Source organism: Caulobacter sp. UC70_42, assembly GCF_044056025.1.
Taxonomy (GTDB): Bacteria; Pseudomonadota; Alphaproteobacteria; order Caulobacterales; family Caulobacteraceae; genus Caulobacter.
The window spans coordinates 5,064,720-5,083,595 of the sequence record NZ_CP171994.1; the positions used below are offsets into that span (position 1 = coordinate 5,064,720).

The 18,876-nt window shown below is 68.0% G+C and carries 17 protein-coding genes and 4 pseudogenes; 13 read left to right on the plus strand and 8 right to left on the minus strand.

Annotated features, from left to right (window positions below; all coding sequences use genetic code 11):
- The first annotated feature begins 85 nt into the window (after positions 1–85).
- Entirely contained in the window at positions 86–658 is a 573-nt protein-coding gene (locus ACHMW8_RS25470; protein ID WP_395444185.1) for a hypothetical protein, read from the plus strand.
- On the opposite strand, the gene ACHMW8_RS25475 is transcribed toward ACHMW8_RS25470, so the two are convergent.
- Positions 655–825 (minus strand): hypothetical protein, encoded by a 171-nt coding sequence (locus tag ACHMW8_RS25475; RefSeq protein ID WP_125159373.1) that lies wholly within the window; start codon positions 823–825, stop codon positions 655–657. The two genes, ACHMW8_RS25470 and ACHMW8_RS25475, sit on opposite strands and share 4 nt — an antisense overlap.
- 179 nt (positions 826–1,004) lie before the next feature.
- Here ACHMW8_RS25475 and topA point away from each other — a divergent pair.
- The 5 genes and pseudogenes from topA to rnr form a co-directional block, all read left to right on the plus strand.
- Positions 1,005–2,187, plus strand: a pseudogene (gene topA, locus ACHMW8_RS25480) (type I DNA topoisomerase); the annotation flags it as partial.
- A gap of 22 nt (positions 2,188–2,209) precedes the next feature.
- Entirely contained in the window at positions 2,210–3,154 is a 945-nt protein-coding gene (locus ACHMW8_RS25485; RefSeq protein ID WP_395444186.1) for a DNA topoisomerase, read from the plus strand.
- Positions 3,090–3,728 (plus strand): topoisomerase C-terminal repeat-containing protein, encoded by a 639-nt coding sequence (locus ACHMW8_RS25490; protein ID WP_395444187.1) that lies wholly within the window; start codon positions 3,090–3,092, stop codon positions 3,726–3,728. Before ACHMW8_RS25485 ends, ACHMW8_RS25490 begins: the two co-directional genes overlap by 65 nt.
- A gap of 9 nt (positions 3,729–3,737) precedes the next feature.
- On the plus strand, positions 3,738–4,109 hold the full coding sequence (locus tag ACHMW8_RS25495; protein ID WP_125159329.1) for a hypothetical protein: 372 nt from the start codon (positions 3,738–3,740) through the stop codon (positions 4,107–4,109).
- A 78-nt stretch (positions 4,110–4,187) separates the two neighbouring features.
- Complete coding sequence (gene rnr / locus ACHMW8_RS25500) at positions 4,188–6,470, plus strand: ribonuclease R (protein ID WP_395444188.1); 2,283 nt, start codon at positions 4,188–4,190, stop codon at positions 6,468–6,470.
- On the opposite strand, the gene ACHMW8_RS25505 is transcribed toward rnr, so the two are convergent.
- Positions 6,467–7,498: an SGNH/GDSL hydrolase family protein gene (locus ACHMW8_RS25505; protein ID WP_395444189.1), complete on the minus strand. Its 1,032-nt coding sequence runs from the start codon at positions 7,496–7,498 to the stop codon at positions 6,467–6,469. The genes rnr and ACHMW8_RS25505 overlap by 4 nt on opposite strands.
- A gap of 53 nt (positions 7,499–7,551) precedes the next feature.
- Here ACHMW8_RS25505 and ACHMW8_RS25510 point away from each other — a divergent pair.
- Positions 7,552–8,713 (plus strand): annotated as a pseudogene (locus ACHMW8_RS25510) (pyridoxal phosphate-dependent aminotransferase).
- Here ACHMW8_RS25510 and ACHMW8_RS25515 read toward each other — a convergent pair.
- The gene (locus ACHMW8_RS25515) at positions 8,646–9,104 is read right to left on the minus strand and encodes an ion channel (protein WP_125159333.1); all 459 of its coding nucleotides are present in this window, start codon (positions 9,102–9,104) and stop codon (positions 8,646–8,648) included. The pseudogene ACHMW8_RS25510 and the gene ACHMW8_RS25515 sit on opposite strands and share 68 nt — an antisense overlap.
- 102 nt (positions 9,105–9,206) lie before the next feature.
- Positions 9,207–10,505 (minus strand): amidohydrolase, encoded by a 1,299-nt coding sequence (locus tag ACHMW8_RS25520; protein WP_395444190.1) that lies wholly within the window; start codon positions 10,503–10,505, stop codon positions 9,207–9,209.
- A gap of 122 nt (positions 10,506–10,627) precedes the next feature.
- On the opposite strand from ACHMW8_RS25520, the gene ACHMW8_RS25525 reads away from it, so the two are divergent.
- The 3 genes and pseudogenes from ACHMW8_RS25525 to rpmG all read left to right on the plus strand — a co-directional run bounded on the left by ACHMW8_RS25525 (position 10,628) and on the right by rpmG (position 12,096).
- Entirely contained in the window at positions 10,628–11,356 is a 729-nt protein-coding gene (locus ACHMW8_RS25525) for an NUDIX hydrolase (RefSeq protein WP_125159335.1), read from the plus strand.
- A 21-nt stretch (positions 11,357–11,377) separates the two neighbouring features.
- Positions 11,378–11,847, plus strand: a pseudogene (locus ACHMW8_RS25530) (DUF6265 family protein).
- An 81-nt stretch (positions 11,848–11,928) separates the two neighbouring features.
- On the plus strand, positions 11,929–12,096 hold the full coding sequence (rpmG, locus tag ACHMW8_RS25535; RefSeq protein ID WP_010920317.1) for a 50S ribosomal protein L33: 168 nt from the start codon (positions 11,929–11,931) through the stop codon (positions 12,094–12,096).
- A 93-nt stretch (positions 12,097–12,189) separates the two neighbouring features.
- On the opposite strand, the gene ACHMW8_RS25540 is transcribed toward rpmG, so the two are convergent.
- The 4 genes from ACHMW8_RS25540 to divK all read right to left on the minus strand — a co-directional run bounded on the left by ACHMW8_RS25540 (position 12,190) and on the right by divK (position 15,807).
- A complete protein-coding gene (locus tag ACHMW8_RS25540; RefSeq protein ID WP_395444191.1) occupies positions 12,190–12,423 on the minus strand; it encodes a hypothetical protein in 234 nt (77 codons plus the stop codon).
- A gap of 151 nt (positions 12,424–12,574) precedes the next feature.
- Positions 12,575–13,960 (minus strand): glycoside hydrolase family 28 protein, encoded by a 1,386-nt coding sequence (locus tag ACHMW8_RS25545; protein ID WP_395444192.1) that lies wholly within the window; start codon positions 13,958–13,960, stop codon positions 12,575–12,577.
- Positions 13,961–14,065: 105 nt separating this feature from the next.
- Positions 14,066–15,430 carry a PleD family two-component system response regulator gene (locus ACHMW8_RS25550; protein WP_395444193.1) on the minus strand — a complete coding sequence of 455 codons (1,365 nt, stop codon included), beginning with the start codon at positions 15,428–15,430 and terminating at the stop codon, positions 14,066–14,068.
- Positions 15,427–15,807 carry a cell-cycle response regulator DivK gene (gene divK / locus ACHMW8_RS25555; protein ID WP_125159340.1) on the minus strand — a complete coding sequence of 127 codons (381 nt, stop codon included), beginning with the start codon at positions 15,805–15,807 and terminating at the stop codon, positions 15,427–15,429. The genes ACHMW8_RS25550 and divK overlap by 4 nt, the downstream gene beginning before the upstream one ends.
- A gap of 115 nt (positions 15,808–15,922) precedes the next feature.
- Here divK and ACHMW8_RS25560 point away from each other — a divergent pair, with 115 nt between their 5' ends.
- From ACHMW8_RS25560 to ACHMW8_RS25570, 3 genes and pseudogenes are all read left to right on the plus strand, one after another.
- On the plus strand, positions 15,923–16,570 hold the full coding sequence (locus ACHMW8_RS25560) for a hypothetical protein (RefSeq protein ID WP_395444194.1): 648 nt from the start codon (positions 15,923–15,925) through the stop codon (positions 16,568–16,570).
- Entirely contained in the window at positions 16,567–17,457 is an 891-nt protein-coding gene (locus ACHMW8_RS25565) for an ROK family protein (RefSeq protein ID WP_395444195.1), read from the plus strand. The genes ACHMW8_RS25560 and ACHMW8_RS25565 overlap by 4 nt, the downstream gene beginning before the upstream one ends.
- Before the next feature lie 10 nt (positions 17,458–17,467).
- Positions 17,468–18,715 (plus strand): annotated as a pseudogene (locus tag ACHMW8_RS25570) (DNA polymerase IV); the annotation flags it as partial.
- Positions 18,716–18,876: the final 161 nt, after the last annotated feature.

Consider the following 18,876-nt stretch of genomic DNA (forward strand, 5'->3'; position numbering starts at 1 on the left):
GAACGTGGCGATTGGCAGAGCTTGCCAGACCCCAAAACTCAACCGAAGATCGAGGGGCCGTCGGAGCGCGACTATGGAACCCCTCATGCTGGTCTGGACGCTGCTGCTCGGCGCGCCGATCGCGGCCCTGCTGCTGCAGGCTCTGGCTCGACGATTAACGCCCCGCGCCTACGTCGCGACGGTCGCCGCGAGCGCCCTATTCCTCGGCGCCGTCATCGCAGCCGGATTGGCCGGGATCCGCTTCGTACCCGTCTTGGCCAATATCTGGATTCTGGCCATGGCCTACGCCGCCTACGCCTTCCTGGTCTTTTCCATCGGCCGGCTGCCCTGGCCGGCGATGGCGCGATACTCCGCCCTGGTCGTAGCCGCCCTTCCGATCGCGCATGGCTACTTCATGGGCAGCATCGGCCTGCTGGCCTTGATGTTCGTGGCCGGTGAATATGTCGATCCACCCAGGCAGACCTTGCGGCTGAGCCAGAACACCACCTGCGTATTGACGGAAGGCGGCGGCCTGGACACTGCCTACACCCTGCGTCTGCACCACGAATGGCAGCTAACGCCGTGGCTGCATAGACAGACCGATGCAGCTTTGGTTGGAGAAGGCCGGGAAAGCCAGATCGCCGCGGACTGCGCCGAGCTTCGCGATCGACAGCTCTAAACGCTCAGATCGACCAGCAGGCCCGTACCGGCGGCCGGGGCGGCGCGCACGGCTTCCTTCAGCCGATCGGCGATCTCCGCGCGTTCGGCGTTCGAGGTTACGGGCTTGATCGGACGGATCGGCGAGACGTAGGCCTCGGTGGCGATCCGATTGACGGTCATGTCCATCGGGCTCAATGCAGTCGTGAAACTAGCCATCGCATTCTCGTGCAATGGCCTTAACAAGCGCCTACCAGACGCCCAAGCCTCACTGTTTCTGGGTCCTTCCGTTGACAGACCCCGGGTGAAGCCCCCACTTTCCCGGCGCTCGCCTTCCGGGCGATCCCCTTTCCTGAACAAGAGTCAGAATGAACGTCGTCGTCGTCGAGAGCCCGGCCAAGGCCAAGACCATCAACAAGTACCTCGGGTCCGACTACACGGTTCTCGCTTCCTACGGTCACATCCGCGACCTGCCGTCGAAGGACGGTTCGGTCGAGCCGGACAACGACTTCGCCATGAGCTGGGAAGTCGACGCCAAGGCCTCCAAGCGGGTCAGCGACATCGTCGACGCCCTGAAGAAGGCCGACCGCCTGATTCTGGCCACCGACCCCGATCGCGAAGGGGAAGCGATCAGCTGGCACGTGCTGGAAGTGCTGAACAAGAAGAAGGCGCTTAAGGACAAGACCGTCCAGCGCGTCACCTTCAACGCCATCACCAAGACGTCCGTGCTGGAGGCCATGGCCAATCCGCGCGACGTCGACATGGAGCTGGTCGAGGCCTATCTGGCCCGCCGCGCCCTCGACTACCTGGTCGGCTTCACCCTGTCGCCGGTGCTGTGGCGGAAGCTTCCCGGTTCGCGCTCGGCCGGCCGCGTGCAGTCGGTCTGCCTGCGCCTGATCGTCGACCGCGAGATCGAGATCGAGCGCTTCAAGACCCAGGAATACTGGACCGTCGACGCCGACGTCTCGGCCGGCGCCGATCCGTTCCTGGCCCGCCTGGTCAAGCACGAGGGCAAGAAGCTCACCAAGTTCGACCTGGGCAACGAGACCTCGGCCCTGGCCGCCAAGGCCGCCGTCCAGGCCGCGACGTTCAAGGTCGCCGCCGTCGAGAAGAAGCCCGGCAAGCGCTCGCCCGCCCCGCCCTTCACCACCTCGACCCTGCAGCAGGAAGCCGCCCGCAAGCTGGGCTTTTCCGCCCAGCGCACCATGCAGGCGGCCCAGAAGCTGTACGAAGGCATCGACATCGGCGGCGAGACCGTCGGTCTGATCACCTACATGCGGACCGACGGGGTGTCGGTCGAACCGGAAGGCATCGCCGAGGCGCGCAGCGTGATCGGCAACGTCTATGGCGACAAGTACGTCCCGGAGAACTCCGCGCTACTACAAGGCCAAGGCCAAGAACGCGCAGGAGGCCCACGAAGCCATCCGACCGACCAGCCTGAACCGCAACCCGGGCTCGCTGCGCCTGGAGCCTGACCTGGGCCGCCTCTACGAGCTGATCTGGAAGCGGATGATCGCTTCTCAGATGGAAAGCGCCCGGATCGAGCGCACCACGGTCGACCTGGAAAGCGCCGATGGCCAGACCGGCCTGCGCGCCACCGGTCAGGTCGTGCTCTTCCCCCGGCTACCTGGCCGTCTACGAGGAAGGCCGCGACGACGAGGGCGACGAAGACTCCGCCCGCCTGCCGATGATCGAGGAAGGCGCCAGCGCCAAGGTCATCGAGGCCCGCGCCGACCAGCACTTCACCGAACCGCCGCCGCGCTATTCGGAAGCCAGCCTGGTCAAAAAGATGGAAGAGCTGGGGATCGGCCGTCCGTCGACTTACGCCTCGGTCCTGACCGTGCTGCGCGACCGCGAATACGTGAAGATGGACAAGCAGCGCTTCGTCCCCGAGGACAAGGGCCGCCTGGTCACGGCGTTCCTGGAGCAGTTCTTCAAGCGCTACGTGGAATACGACTTCACCGCCGCGCTCGAAGAGCAACTCGATCTGGTGTCGGACGGCAAGCTGGACTGGAAGCAGTTCCTCCGCGACTTCTGGAAGGACTTCCACGCCGCCGTCGGCGAGATCGCCGAGCTGCGCACGACCAATGTGCTCGATGCGCTGAACGAGGCCCTGGGCCCGCACATCTTCCCGGACAAGGGCGATGGTTCCAACCCGCGCCTGTGCCCGACCTGCAATGTCGGTCAGCTGTCCCTGAAGACCGGCAAGTTCGGGGCCTTCATCGGCTGCTCCAACTATCCGGAGTGCCGCTACACCCGCCAACTGGGCGTGTCGGAAGGCGAAGGCGAGGCCGAAAGCGCCGACAAGGAACTGGGCGTCAATCCCGCGACCGGCCTGGCCGTGTGGCTGAAGAACGGCCGCTTTGGTCCCTATGTTCGAGGAACTGGCCGCCGCCGACAGCGGCGAAAAGCCCAAACGCTCGTCCCTGCCCAAGGGCTGGATCGCCTCGGCCATGGACCTGGAGAAGGCCCTGCGCTTGCTCTCGCTGCCGCGCGAGGTGGGCAAGCACCCGGATGACGGCAAGGTCATCACGGCGGGCCTGGGGCGCTTCGGGCCGTTCGTGCTGCACGACGGCACCTACGCCAATCTGGAGAACCCCGAAGAGGTGTTCGACGTCGGCCTGAACCGCGCCGTCGCCATCCTGGCCGACAAGCGCGCCGGCGGCGGACGTCCGCAGCGCGGCGCCGCCACCGCCCTGGCCGAGATCGGCAACCACCCCGAGGACGGCAAGCCGGTCCGGGTGCTGTCCGGCCGCTTCGGTCCCTACATCAAGCACGGCGACACCAACGCCAATGTGCCCAAGGGCAAGGATCCGGCGTCCATCACCATGGACGAGGCCGTGGCCCTGATCGCCGAGCGCGCCGCCAAGGGCGGCGGCAAGAAACCGGCGAAGAAGGCGGCCCGAAGAAGGCCGCGGCCAAGGCGGAAGGCGACACTCCGGCCAAGAAGACCGCTGCGAAGAAGCCGGCGGCCAAGAAGCCGGTTGTTAAAAAGGCCGCGCCGAAAGCCAAGGCCGCGGCGACCACCGAGGACGGCGCCGCCCCCTGGGACGACGAAGCCTAGTCTGTTCAGAGGATCGGGAGGGGAGTAGGTTTCGAGCATGACGACGCTGGAACGTCCCCTGCCACTGCATGTCGTGGTGTCCGCGCTGATCCTGTGCTGCGTGGGCGGCTTCGCCATGGGCCTGACCAACGCCATGAAAATCGACCGCGGCGGACCGGAGACCTCCAAGCAGCCGCTGGCCGAGGTCTCGGGCGTGCCCGTCAAGGACGCCGCCCCCGCCCTCGCCTACGAGCCGCCGCCGGTCGAGAAGCCCAAGCCCAAGGCCGTCGAGGTCCAGACCGTGGAGCAGGAAGCCCCGCCCGTGATCGAGACTCCGCCCGCGCCGGCGGCGACGCCCGCCGCGACGGCCCCCGCCGCGCCCAAGCCGGTCGAGCCCGCGCCGCCGAAGTCGATCGAGGATCTTTACTAGGGTTCGCCTCTCCTCCCCCTTCATGGGGGAGGAGAAGAAAATCTCGCCCGCCGCCCCTCGAACGGGTTAAGGCAAGACATGGCCAAACTTCGCCCGACCAAGACTTTTAAGCCCAAGCCGCCCGCCGGTCTGCCGGACCGCGAGACGCTGCTGGCGTTCCTGCGCGACGCCGGTGAGACCGGCAAGGCCGACATCGCCCGCCACTTCGGCCTGAAAGGCGCCGACCGCCGGGCCCTGCGCGAGATGATCCGCGAGCTGGAAGCCCAGGGCGCGCTGGCCAAGCGCGGCCGCAAGGGCTTCGCCGAAGCCGGCTCCCTGCCCCCCGTGGGCGTGGCCGACGTGGTCGAGCGCGACGGCGACGGCGAGCTGTATGTGAAGCTGACCAAGTCCGACGACGACGTGCCGAACGTCCGCCTGGCCCCGACGAAGGGCGAGGCCGCGGCCGGCGCGCCGGGGCTGGGCGACCGCCTGCTGGTCCGTTTCGAACGGCTGGAGACCGGCGAATTCGAGGCCAAGCTGATCAAGAAGCTGGGCCAGAGCGCTCACAAGATTCTCGGCGTCATCCGCAAGCACCGCAAGGAGATCCGCGTCGAGCCGGTCGATCGCAAGTCCAAGGAAAGCCTGATCCTGGATCCCAGCGTCGCCCACGACCTGAAGGACGGCGATCTGGTGATCGCCCAGGTCGGCGCGCATGGCGGCCGCTACGGCCCCAAGCCCGGCAAGGTGCTGGAGGTGGTCGGGACCGAGAACGATCCCCGCGCCGCCTCGCTGATCGCCATCCACAGCCACGGCATCCCGACCGGCTTCTCCGAGGAGGCCGAACGCGAGGCCAAGGCCGCCGTCGAGCCGACCCTGGCCGGCCGCGAGGACCTGCGGAAGCTGCCGTTCGTGACCATCGACCCGGTGGACGCCCGCGATCACGACGACGCCGTCTACGCCCATCCCGACGAGGACGAGACCAACAAGGGCGGCTGGGTGGTCTGGGTGGCCATCGCCGACGTCGCCGCTTACGTGCGTCCTGGCTCGGCCCTGGACCGCGACGCCCGCGAGAAAGGCAACAGCGTCTACTTCCCCGACCGGGTCGAGCCGATGCTGCCCGAGACCCTGTCGAACGGCCTCTGCTCCCTGCGCGAGGGCGAGAACCGCGCGACCCTGGCCGTGCGGATGGTGTTCGACAAGTCGGGTCGCAAGAAGGGCCACAAGTTCGTGCGCGGCCTGATGCGCTCGGCCGCCAAGCTCAGCTACGAGCAGGCTCAGGCGGCGATCGACGGTCAGCCGGACGACAAGACCGGCCCGCTGCTGGAGCCGATCCTCCAGCCCCTTTGGGAAGCCTACCGGACGATGAAGATCGGCCGCGACGCCCGCTCGCCTCTGGCCATCGAGAGCGACGAGCGCCGGATCATCATCCGCGAGGGCGAGATCACCTCGATCACCAAGCGCGCCAGCCTGGAAGCCCACAAGCTGATCGAGGAGATGATGGTGCAGGCCAATGTCTGCGCCGCCGAGAGCCTGGAGGCCAAGCGCTCGCCGCTGATCTATCGGGTGCACGACACGCCCAGCCTGGAGAAGGTGCAGAACCTCGCCGACTTCCTGCAAACGCTGGAGATCCGCTGGGACAAGGGCCAGGCGCCGCAGACCTCACGGTTTAACAAGCTGCTGGAGGAGACCCGCGAGAGCCCCAACGCGGCGATCATCAACGAAGTGGTCCTGCGCACCCAGATGCAGGCCCACTACAGCGCCGACAATATCGGCCACTTCGGCCTGAACCTGGCCAAGTACGCACACTTCACCAGCCCGATCCGCCGCTATGCCGACCTGATCGTCCACCGGGGGCTGATCCGGGCCCTGGGCCTGGGCGACGATGGCCTCACGGACCAGGACATCGCCCAGATCAAGGACACGGCCGAGGTCATCACCCACGCCGAGCGGCGCGCCATGGCCGCCGAGCGCGACGCCACCGACCGCTACATCGCCGCCTTCCTGGCCGACCGGGTCGGCGCGACGTTCGAGGGGCGGATCACCGGCGTCACGCGCTTTGGCCTGTTCATCAAGCTGGCCGACACCGGGGCCGACGGCCTCGTGCCCGTCTCGACCCTGGGCGCGGAGTTCTTCGTCCACGACGACAGGATGCACGCCCTGGTCGGCGAGCGGACCGGCAAGCGCTGGCCGCTGGGCATGGGCGTCGAGGTCAAGCTGGTCGAGGCCACGCCGGTGACGGGCGGGCTGCTGTTCGAAATGATCAGCGAGCCGCTGGCCCCCGATCCGAAGGCGCCGCGTCCGCGGTCGGGCGCCCGGCGCCAGGCGGCGGTCAAGCCGCGCGGCGGACTGCCGAAGGGCGTGCGACGGGGAAAGCGGCGCTAGTCGGCGCGGATCGCCGCCTCCAGCCGATCCGCCATCATCTTCTGGTCCGCGACCGACGGGTGCCCGTGGCACGCCCCGCGGTCCATGCCGGTGATCCGCACCGCCTTGGCGCCGGTGCGGTCGGCCACCTCGGCGACGTCCTCGACGAAGGTGTCGCCGGCGATCAGGAACACCCGCGCGGCGGGCCGGCTGGCTTTCAGGCCCTGGACGAAGGTCACGTAGGTCTCGCGATAGTCCCTGCGTAGCGCCGCCTCGTCGGCCCAGGCTTCGCCCGGATGCAGCGATGTCGAGAAGTCGTTCGTGCCCAGGCCGATGACCAGGATGTCCGGCGTCCACGGATCGTCCGCCGCCACATGCGGTTCGGCCTGCCCGGGGATCACGCGCGGCAGGAGCACGGTCAGCGGCTGGCCGGGCGCTAAACCATTGTAGTTACGCACCACGCCACGCCCCGAGAAGGCTTCGATCCGGTAGTCGGCGTCCAGCCGTCCCGCGAGGATCGGCCCGAAGGCCAGGCTGGTGTCGGTCAGGTCGTGGACCTGGCTCTCGGTGCAGTCGCGGCTGGCCGAGCGAACGCCGTAGCCGACCGTGTAGGAGTCGCCGATGAACTCGATCCGACGCGGACGCGTCGGCGCGGGCAGCGCCGCTTCCTTCGGCCCGACGAAGAAGCCCTCGAACCGCGCCGAACCCGTCTGGCTTTCGGTCAGCTTGTCGAGGCGCACGACGTGCTCGCCGGGCCCCAGACGGTCGAGCAGCAGATGGAGTTCGCCGGCCTTGGTCAGCTCGGCCTTGCGCGCGCCGTCGATGCTGACCGCCAGATGCTCGGCGCCGGTGTCGACCACCACCTCGACGGACGGACCGTTGAACCGCCCCTCGAAATAGACCCCCGGCCAACCGAAGTCGTAGGCCCCGCCCGCCGCCGGCGCGACGCGGCCGCCGATATTCAGCGGCAAGGCGGTCTGGGCCCAGGTCTTTTGAGAAAAGACGGGGATGGCCAGACACAGGACGGCGGCGAGAGTCAGCAAGCGCATAACCCCCTTCTCAAGCGGGATGCGCGCCGCGTCAAACCCCGCTAAGCAGAGCCATGCGCGCGCAGATCGAACCCTTCCACGCCATCGCCATCAGCCGCCTGGCTCACCAGTTGAAGACCGAGGGCGCCTCGATCATCCACATGGAGTTCGGCCAGCCCTCGACGGGCGCGCCGAGCAAGGCGATCGCCAGGGCCCACGAGATCCTCGAACGCCGAGGCCATGGGCTATTGGGAAAGCCCCCTGCTGCGCCAGCGGATCGCCGAGCGCTACCACACTCTCTATGGCGTCGCGGTCGAGCCCGAGCGGATCGTGCTGACCTGCGGAGCCTCGCCGGCCCTGGTGCTGGCGCTGTCCAGCGTGTTCGAGCCCGGCGACCGCATCGCCCTGGCCCGCCCCGGCTATGTCGCCTACCGCAACAGCCTCAAGGCCCTGCACCTCACGCCCATCGAGATCGCCTGCGGGCCGGAGGATCGCTTCCAGCTGACGGCCAAGCACCTGGCGGAACTGGACCCCGCCCCGGCCGGCGTCATCGTCGCCAGCCCGGCCAACCCGACCGGCACGATCATTGCGCCCGAGGAGCTGGAAGCCATCGCCAAGGTCTGCGCCGAGCGCGGCATCCGCATCATCAGCGACGAGATCTATCACGGCCTCAGCTACACCGGCCGCACGCCCTCGATGCTGGAGTTCGCCCCCGACGCCCTGATCGTCAACAGCTTCAGCAAGTATTTCAGCATGGCCGGCTGGCGGCTGGGCTGGCTGCTGACGCCGAAGGGCCAGGACCTGGAGCGCGCCCGCGCCTATGTCGGCAACCTGTTCCTGACCGCCCCGTCCCTGTCCCAGCACGCGGGCCTGGCCGCCATGGACTGCATTGACGAGCTGGAAGCCCATATCGACGTCTATCGTCGAAACCGCCAGCTGATGCTGGACGCCCTTCCCGCCTTTGGCCTGCGCAAGATCGCCCCGCCGGACGGCGCCTTCTACATCTGGGCCGACATCGGCCACCTGACCGATGACTCGCTGAGCTTCTGCCAACAGTTGCTGCGCGACACCGGCGTGGCGACGGCGCCGGGCGTCGACTTCGATCCGGTCGAGGGCAATCGCTTCATTCGCTTCAGCTTCGCGGTCTCCACGGCAGAGGTCGAGGAGGCTATTGCTCGGATGGCTCCTTGGTTCGCTGCCCGAGACGCCAGTCCAGGCCCATCGCCAGGAAGGTGAAGGAGCCCGACCAGCCGATCAGGATCAGGCCGGCCAGGGGCTCCAGGCTGGCGACCAGCCGCAGCGCCCCGACGGGATAGACGTCGCCGACCCCCTGGGTGGTGAAGGTCTCGATCGAGAAGAAGAACAGCTGGCTGGCGGTCATCGCCGAAACGCCCACGAACGCGCCCAAGTCCAGGACGTGATCGCCGACCCAGTAGCCGCCCGCGAACAATCCCGCCTCCAGAACATGGGCGATGATCAGGCCGAAGATCACCAGCAGGATCTTCAGCTGGCGCGACAGCCGCGGCGAGGCCTGACCGACGGACAGCAAGCGCAGCGCCTGATAGTGGATCATGACCGCGGCGAAGATCAACGCCAGGGACAGCGCGAAGGCGTAGAGCTCGGCCATGGTCTTTCCCTCGAGGGCCAGGAAGTCGGGAAATACTCCTGACCGCGTCAATCCGGCTCAAATTTGCTGTCGGTCGGGCGCCGATGGGGCGCCGACGTCAGGCTATTTCCGCTCCAGATAGTCCAGCGCCATGAAGACCTCGGCTTTCACGCCGGTCTCGAACACCGCCTCGTCGACATCGAAATAGGGCGAGTGGTTGGCCGGCGCGGTCGCCGCCGGCACGTCGGCCTTGCGTCCGCCCAGTTGCACGAACACCGCCGGGACCTTCTCGGCGTACATCGAGAAGTCCTCGGCGCCCGTCACCAGCGCGGCCTTGTCGTCGACCTTGCCGGGCGAGGCCTTCTCCAGGCTGGCCTTGACCCAGGCCGAAAGCGCCGGATCGTTGTAGGTCACCGGATAGGGCTGGCTGAACACCGCCTCGGCCTTGGCGCCATAGCGGTCGCCGATGGCGGCGACGGCCTTCTGCATCTTGGCGACCAGGTCGTCGTGGCGGGCGGTGGAGAAGGTCCGCATGGTCCCCTCCATCTTCAGGTCCTCGGGAATGATGTTCTGGCGCATGCCCATGTTGATGACGGCGATCGTCACCACCGAGGGCGAGGCGCCGACATCGACCTGACGGGCGGCGATCTGGTTCGTCGCCTGAATGATGTCGGCCGCGACGCTGGCCATGTCGACGCCCGCCCAGGGCCGCGCGCCGTGGGTCTGCTTGCCCTTGACCGTGATCGTCAGGCGGTCGGACGAGGCGTAGAAACCCTCGGGGCGATAGTTCAGCTGGTTGGCGTCCCCCGGACCGATATGGACGCCGAAGATCGCGTCGACCTTGGGCTTGTCCAGCGCCCCGTCGCGGATCATGAGCTTGGCGCCGCCCTCCTCGCCGGCCTGCGGGCCTTCCTCGGCGGGCTGGAAGATCAGGACCACCGTGCCCTTGATGTCGGCCTTCATGCCGGCCAGCACCGTGGCGGTCCCCAGCAGCATGGCCACGTGGGTGTCGTGGCCGCAGGCGTGCATGACCGGCACGGTCCTGCCCTCCCAGGTCGCCGTGGCCTTGGAGGCGAACGCCAGACCGGTCTTCTCCTCAACCGGCAGGGCGTCCATGTCGGCGCGCAGGGCCACGACCTTGCCGGGCTTGCCGCCCTTCAGGATGCCGACCACGCCGGTCTTGCCGACGTTCTCGCGAACCTCGAAGCCCAGGGCCTTCAGCTCCTTGGCGATCAGGGCCGAGGTGCGGACCTCCTGGTTACCCAGCTCCGGATGCTCATGGATGTCGCGCCGCCAGGCGATGACCTTGGGCTGGACCGCCTTGGCCGCCGCCTCGATCTTGGCGGTGGACGGCGCCGCCATCGCCGCCGCGCCGAAAGCCATGCCCGCGACCAGCGCTAGCGCCGAAACCCGTCCGATCATCACAAAACCCCCTCACGAAAAGCGGAGCGACCTTGGGGCGCGTCGTGGCGAAGGGTCAAGCGCCCGCCGGCTTGACGTCGGGTCGCTCTATGCAGTCCCGCGGATCGGTTTAACTTGAGCGCATGAGCCTGCCGCCGATCGACGCGAAATTCGACACGATCCACGACGGCGCCGTGCGCGAGACCGGCGCGGCGCTGACGCCCAAGCACGCGGCCACCGTGATCATCGTCCGCACCGACGGTCCGCAACCGCGCCTGCTGATGGGCCGGCGCAACGGCGGCCACGCCTTCATGCCCGACAAGTGGGTGTTCCCCGGCGGCCGGGTCGACCGGACCGACTACGACGCCCCCAGCGCCAGCGAGCTCGCGCCCGAGGTCGCCGCGCGTCTGGAGCAGGAACCCCGTCACCCCAGGCCCGCCCGCCTGGCCCGCGCCCTGGCCCTGGCGGCGGTGCGGGAGACGTTCGAGGAGACAGGCCTGCTGCTGGCCCGCCAAGCCCCTGTACGGCCCGGCGCGGGGCCCTGGAGGCCGTTCCTGGCCCAGGGCGCCCTGCCCGACCTGGCGCCGCTGTCCTTTGTCGCGCGCGCCATCACCCCGCCCTATCGCCCGCGCCGTTTCGACGCCCGCTTCTTCATGGCCCCGGCCGAGGCGCTGCTCAGCCTCGACCGCCGCCCCGACTGCGGCGAGCTGGACGAGATCGCCTGGGTCGACTTCCAGGAGGCGATGGCGCTGGACCTGCCCAATATCACCCGTTTCGTGGTCCACGAGATCGGCCAGCGTCTCGCCGACACTGGACGGCCGGCCCCGTTCATGCGCTTTCTGAACGGTAAGCGTCACCTGACGCACCTCTAGCGGACTTCCTGGAGGAAGCGCATGCTCGCCACACTGTTCGCCATCGCCCTGGCCGCCACGCCGCCGGCCCCGCCTCCGGGCGAGATCGACAAGCTCGGCTTCATCGCCGGCTGCTGGACCCTGACCCGGCCCAATGGCACGAAGATCGAGGAACAGTGGCTGGCCCCCGCGGGCGGCGCGATGATCGGCATGAGCCGCAGCGTTCGCGACGGCAAGCTGCGCGAATTCGAGTTCATGCGCATCCTGCCCGCCGCCGACGGCAAGCTGCAGGTACGTGGCGATTCCCTCCCGGCCAGGCCGAGGCGGCGTTTCCGATGCGGGAGATCGGCGAGAACGCCGTCACCTTCGAGGCGCCGGAGCACGACTTTCCGCAGCGGATTCTCTATCGCCTGGTCGACAAGGACACCCTGGTGGCCCGGATCGAGGGTTCCGTCGGCGGTCAGGCGCGATCGGCGGACTTTCCCTACACGCGCTGCGCCGCCGGCAATTGACTTTGAGTCACCGATGAGTATGTTCCGCGCCTCCTATTTCCAACGCGCGGGAACCTGCGCGACCACCGCAGGGATTCGACCATGGCCAAACCGGCTTCCATCAAGATCCGCCTGAACTCGACGGCGGACACCGGCTTCTTCTACGTCACCAAGAAGAACGCCCGCACCAAGACCGAAAAGATGGTGCTGAAGAAGTACGACCCGGTCATCCGCAAGCACGTCGAATTCCGCGAAGGCAAGATCAAGTAGGATCGCCTTACGCGCTACGACATCAAGACGCCCGGCTAGCGATGGCCGGGCGTTTTGATTCTGGGCGCCTCGCATCCTGGAGAGGATCCAGGCTCAGCGCCCGATCCAGAGCCAGCGGAAGAACGCCCAGACCACCGTCACGGCCAGCAGCACCGGCCCGACGCAGATGGCGACGAACGCGCCCAGCATCGCGGCGGTGGATAGTCCGCCCGACAGATGATCGCTGGCCTGGGCGCCCATCCGGAACAGGGCCACGCAGGTCAACAGACCCAGGACCAGCCAGGCGCCCGGGAATGGGCGCCTGCTCGCACGCGCTCTAGACTTCATCGCCACGCCTCCCGCATAGGATGTATGGCGAGGGTGCGTGACAGTCGTATCCAGAGCCCTAAAAAAGCGCCCTAACCGCCGTTAGCCAAGACGCCTGGAAAGTGGCCTTCCTTGGGACATGGAAGCCGTCACGCCCATGCCCTTCAGAGCGCTAGTTCGGCTTGCCGCTGGTCATGCCCAGCCGGTATGGCGGCTCGGCGGCCATGACATCCGCCGGGCGCGCGGTCGGGCTCAGCGGCGCGGCGCCCTCCAGGCCGCGACCGGTGACATTGTTGATCGCCAGCTTCGGACCGTCGGCGATCGCGACATCGACGCCCTTCAGGGTGACGTTCTTCATGTTGGCCAGGGCGATCCCCCGGCCCGCCGAGCCGGTGATGTCCTTCAGCGTAAAGCCGTCCAGGGGCTTGTCGGGATGGATGTTCACCGCCTCCACCAGCACCGGGACGTCGGCGACCTTGATCCGCTCGAAGGTGATGTCGCGCACCGTCGGAATGCCGTCGAAGCCCGCGACCGGGAACGGATCCTGCTTGCCGCTGTCCAGGAAGTTCAGCCGCAGGAAGCCGTCGCGGGCGCCGGAGACCTCGAGGTCGCGCATGACGATGTCCTCGATGAACGCCCCGCGCCCCGGCCGGCTCTTGATGTAGACGGCGAAGGTATAGGCCGCGAGCATCTTGCAGCGCTCGACCCGCACGCGCCGGATGCCCCCGGATGTCTCGCTGCCAATGCCGATGCAGGCCCAGCGATGGTCCTTGAACGTGCAGTCGGTGATGACGACGTCCTCGGTCGGGCGGGCGATCAGACTGCCCTCCATGCCCCGGCCGGACTTCAGCGAGATGCAGTCGTCGACCGTGTCGAAGTCGCAGCGGTCGATCACCACGCGGCGGCAGGAGTTGACGTCGATGCCATCGGCGCGGCCATTCACCACCAAGTTGTGGAAGACGACATCGTCGCAATAGACCGGGTGAATGGACCACATGTCGTTCTGCTGCGTCTTGAGATCGGCCACGACCAGACCCTGGACATCGACGAATTCCAGCAAGGCGGGATGACGCAGGCCAGTCTCCTTCTGAACGCGTCCCTTGATCGCCTCGGCCGCGACGATCGCGCCGTTGCCGGTGATGACGATGTTCCGCGCCCCCTGCGCCCAGACAAGACCGATATAGCCGGGAACCCAGCGCCCCTCCCAACGCACCTGGACGATCGGATAGTCCGCCAGGTCCGGCGAGCCCTGCAGGGTCGCCCCCTCCTCGATCCGCAGGATGGTGTTGGCGCCGATACGGATGGCGCCCGTCAGGAAGGTTCCTCCCGCGAGCACCACCTCGCCGCCGCCGAACACGGCGCAGCGGTTGAGGGCCAGCTGGATGGCGTGGGTGTCCTTGGCGAGGCCGTCGCCGGCCGCGCCGAGCTCGCGCGGGTCGATCCGCAGGGTGGGCTTAACGGGGAGCGAGCTTTTGGGCGAGGCCGCGCCCGCGGGGGTCTTGGCGGTCAGGGCCGAAAGGCCGGCCAGCGCCAGGACGGCGCGGCGATTGGCGGACATGGATGGGCGCTCCCCGAGATCGGCTTATGACACCGGTTTCTTTGGAGCAGGATGCGACGAGCGCCCCGCGCCCGCCAATCCATAAATGTCGTGACGTGAAAAGGCCTAGGCAGCCTTGCCGACCACGGCGTTCCGGCCCGAGGCCTTGGCCTGGTAGACGCCCTGGTCGGCCCGCTTCAGCAGGGCCTCGGGGGTGTCGTCGGCGCCGAGCGTGGCCGAGACGCCGACCGAGATGGTCACCGTCAGCTGCTCCTTGGCCGGCCCCACCTTGAAGGGCGAGCCGGCCACATGGTTGCGGATCCGCTCGGCGATTCGCAGGGCGTCGGCGAGCTGGGTGTCGGGCATGACCACCACGAACTCCTCGCCGCCGAAGCGGCACGGCAGGTCGATGGCGCGAACGTTCGAGGCCAGGCGCAGGGCGAACTCGCGCAGCACCTCGTCGCCGATGTCATGGCCGAAGGTGTCGTTGATCTTCTTGAAGAAATCGATGTCGATCAGCAGGGCCGAAACCGGCTCGCCGCCCATGGCCGCGCGCCTGACCAGCGAGTCGAGCTGGCCGGTCATGTAGCGGCGATTGTGCAGGCCCGTCAGTTGGTCAGTGACGGCCAGCTCCAGCGAGTGGTCGAGATTGTTGCGCAGATAGTCCGTGTAGCGCTTGCGCTGGATCTGCGTCTTGACGCGGGCCGACAGCTCCTGGGGATCCACGGGACGGGGCAGGATGTCGTTGACGCCGATTTCCAGCGCCTTGACCATGCGGTTGCGGTCGTCGGGATCGACCATGGCCAGGACGGGCAGCTGGCGCGAACGGTCTTCCGACCGCAGGGCGGCGGTGAAGCGCAGGCCGTCGAAGCTCCTGGCCGCGGCGTTGACGATCACCAGATCGACCGGGCCGCCGGCGCTGATCTTGGCCTTCTCGGGATCGCTCTCGATCACCGGGCGGTGCTCGACGCCCAGCTCGGCGGCGATGCGGGCGGCCTGGCGTTCGTTGTCGTCGACGATCAGCACCCGGCCGCCCAGACCATCCAGGCGGGCGGCGGCGCCGGCGATCACGCCCATGCGGCGGCCCGAGGCCTCGCGCTGGCGCAGTTCGTCGATCACCATCTTGAAACGGGTCAGGCTGCGCACGCGGGCGAACAGCATGACGTCGTCTATGGGCTTGGTGAGGAAGTCCGAGGCGCCCGATTCCAGGCCCTGGATGCGATCGGCCCGGCCGTCGAGAGCCGTGATCAGCACCACCGGGATGTGGCGGGTGGCGAGGTCTTCCTTGAGTTTGCGGCAGACAGTGAAACCGTCCATGCCGGGCATCATCACGTCCAGCAGGATGATGTCGGGCAGGTCGCGGGCGGCCATGGTCAAGGCCGTCGGCCCGTCCATCGCGGTCGAGACCTCGTAGTATTCCGCCGTCAGTTTGGCCTCGAGCAGACGGACATTGGCTTCGATGTCGTCGACGACGAGGATGCGGGCCGTCATGCGACGGGGACCTTGTCCAGCAGCCGCTTGATGGTGTCCAGGAAATGGACCACCGAGATCGGCTTGGAGATATAGGCCTCGCAGCCGCCCTCGCGGATGCGCTCTTCGTCGCCCTTCATGGCGAAGGCCGTGACGGCCACGACCGGGATATGCGCCAGCTCGTCGTCTTCCTTGAGCCACTTGGTGACTTCCAGGCCAGAGATCTCCGGCAGCTGGATGTCCATCAGAATCAGGTCTGGCTTGTTGTCGCGGGCAATGGAGAGCGCCGACAGACCCTCGCGGGTCTGCAGGGTCTCGTAACCCTGGGCTTCGAGCAGATCATGAAAGAGCTTCATGTTCAGCTCGTTATCCTCCACGATGAGGACCTTCTTCGTCATCCTTACCCCGACCAAACGGTCACGTGGCGACGCCTAGGGATTCGCGCCGTCTTCCAGAACCAGTTGCCACGAATATCCTTAAGCCCGCGCTAATCGCGTTAAGACCCACAAGCTCATGGAACAACGCCACTCCGACCTCCAGGCCTGCGCCATCACGCCGACCGCGCCGCTGGTCATCGTCGATGTCGACGAGGTGCTCGCGCAGTTCATGCGCGGCTTCGGCGATTTCATCGCGCGCCATGGCTTCGAACTGCGTGTCGATCGTTTCGCCCTGTTCCAGAACATTTACCGCCCTGGCGAGACGGAACACCTCGATCTGATCGCGGGCAAGGCCCTGTTCGATGATTTCTTCCGAGACGGGGCCGACGACCTGCCCCCCGCGATCGGCGCGGCGGACGCGCTGGCCGATCTATCGACCCGCGCCGAGGTGGTGATCCTGACCAACGCGCCCGAGCACGGCCGGCTGACGCGAGCCAAGTGGCTGAAAACGCACGGCTTCGATTATCCCCTGATCATCAACAGCGGCCCCAAGGGTCCGGCGGCCGCCGATCTGGCCGGACGCACCTCGGGTCGCTCCGTCTTCATCGACGACCTTTTGCCGCAGCTGGAATCGGTGGCGGAGAGAGCGCCCGACGTCGGGCGGTTCCAGATGGTCAGCGACGAGCGCCTGCGCCCGTTCGCCCCGTCCGCGCCCGACCGTCACGTCCGCATTGACGAGTGGCCGCGCCTGAAGGCCGCCATCGAGGAGCGTCTGTTCGCATGATCCGGTTCGGAGTCGATTTCGGCGGCACCAAGATCGAGGTCGCCGCCCTCAGCGAGGCCGGCGAGTTCGTCGCGCGCGTGCGCAAGCCCAATCCCGGCGACTACGCGGCCGCGCTGGACGTGGTGGCCGGGCTGCTGGCCGACGCCGAATGCATGGCGGGCGCGACCTGCGCGCGCCTGGGCCTGGGCATCCCCGGCTCGATCTCGCCGCGCACCGGCCTGATCCGCAACGCCAACAGCGTCTATCTGAACGGCCGCCCGTTCGGCGAAGACCTCGAGCAGCGCCTGGCGCGTCCGGTGCGCCTGGCCAACGACGCCAACTGCCTGGCGCTCTCAGAGGCCGCCGACGGCGCGGGGGCCGGGGCGCGCGTGGTGTTCGCGGCGATCCTGGGCACCGGCTGCGGCGGCGGCGTGGTCGTCGACGGCAAGATCATCGAAGGCCACAACGGCATTGGCGGCGAATGGGGTCACATGCCCCTGCCCTGGCCCAAGCCGGAGGAATATCCCGGTCCCGAGTGCTGGTGCGGCCGCAACGGATGCATGGAGAAATGGGTCGCGGGTCCGGCGTTCTCGCGCGACGCGGGCTTCCCCACGGGCCAGGAGACCATGGACGCCATTGAATCCGGCGACGCCTCCGCCGCCGCGGCGCTGGACCGCTATGTCGACCGCCTGGGCCGAGGCCTGGCCGCGATCTGCGACATCATCGATCCGGACGTCATCGTGCTGGGCGGCGGCATGTCGAACGTCGACGCGCTCTATGAGCGCCTGCCGGCCGCCATCGCCCCCCGCGTCTTCTCCGACGTCTTCGAGACGCCGGTGAAGAAGGCCGAGCATGGCGACAGCTCGGGCGTGCGCGGCGCGGTCTGGCTGTGGCCGCTGGAGGCCTAGGGACGCTCCCATGAAGTCCCTGTGCCGCGACTGCGGGTGGACCGGCGAGGCCAAGGCCGCGCGTTGTCCGTCGTGCCACTCGCCGCGGACGATCTTCCACGAGGAGCTGGGGACGCTCTCGATCGCCCACCTGGACTGCGACGCCTTCTACGCCTCGGTGGAAAAGCGCGACGATCCGTCCCTGCGCGACAAGCCGGTCATCGTCGGCGGGGGCAAGCGGGGGGTGGTGACCACCGCCTGCTATATCGCCCGCATGAGCGGCGCGCGCTCGGCGATGCCGATGTTCAAGGCGCTGAAGCTGTGCCCCGACGCCGTGGTCATCAAGCCGGACTTCGCCAAGTACAAGGAAGCCAGCCGCCGCATCCACGAGAAGCTGGATCGGCTGACGCCGCTGATCCAGCCCCTGTCCCTGGACGAGGCCTGGATCGACCTGACGGGCACCGAGCGCCTGCATGGCGCGACGCCGGCGGCGATGCTGGCGCGGCTGCAGGCCGAGATCGAACGTGACATCGGCCTGACCGTCTCGATCGGCCTGGCCCCCAACAAGTTCCTGGCCAAGATCGCGTCGGAACTGGACAAGCCGCGCGGCTTCTCGGCGATCGGGGCGGCCGAGGCGCAAGCGTTCCTGGCCGGCAAGCCCGTGGGCATCCTGCCCGGCGTCGGGCCGGCCACGGTCTCCAGCCTCGCCGAGATCGGCCTGAAGACCGTCGGCGACATCGCCGCCGCCGACCTGAAGCTGCTGGCCAATCGGCTGGGCTCCGGCGGGCTGCGCCTGCACCGCCTGGCCCACGGCCAGGACAGCCGCATGGTCGATCCCGACCAGTCACGCAAGACGATCAGCGCCGAGACCACGTTCAACGACGACCTGCACAAGCGCGACGCGCTGGAAGACGAGCTCTGGCCGCTGTGCGAGAAGGTCGCCAAGCAGGCCCGCAAGGAAGGCGTGGCCGGCCGCGTGGCGACGCTGAAGCTGCGCACCCCCGACTTCAAGATCCACACCCGCCGCCGCACCCTGGCCGTGCCGACCCAGACGGCCCGCACCCTGTTCCAGGTGGCGCGAGAACTGCTGGCGGCCGAAAAGCCGGGCCTCTCCTATCGCCTGATCGGCGCAGGCCTGACCGAGTTCGTCGACGCCGAGACCGCCGGCTCGGACATGTTCGCCGACGACGAGCGTCGCACCTTGAGGAACGAAACCGCCATCGACGCCCTGCGCGGCAAGTTCGGCGCCGCGGCCGTGGTCAGCGGACGGGCGCTGAAGAAGTCGCTGAGCGTGTTGCCCGGAGTCGCGTCGTCGCACCCCTTGCGCGACAGCTTGTCGCTAACCATTTGGGCCTCTCCCCCGAGCCTTTTGCCTGCAGAAGGCTCTAACCCCTAAACAATCAAAGCTTGGCAGGCGCCGAAACCGGTCGCACTTTCGGC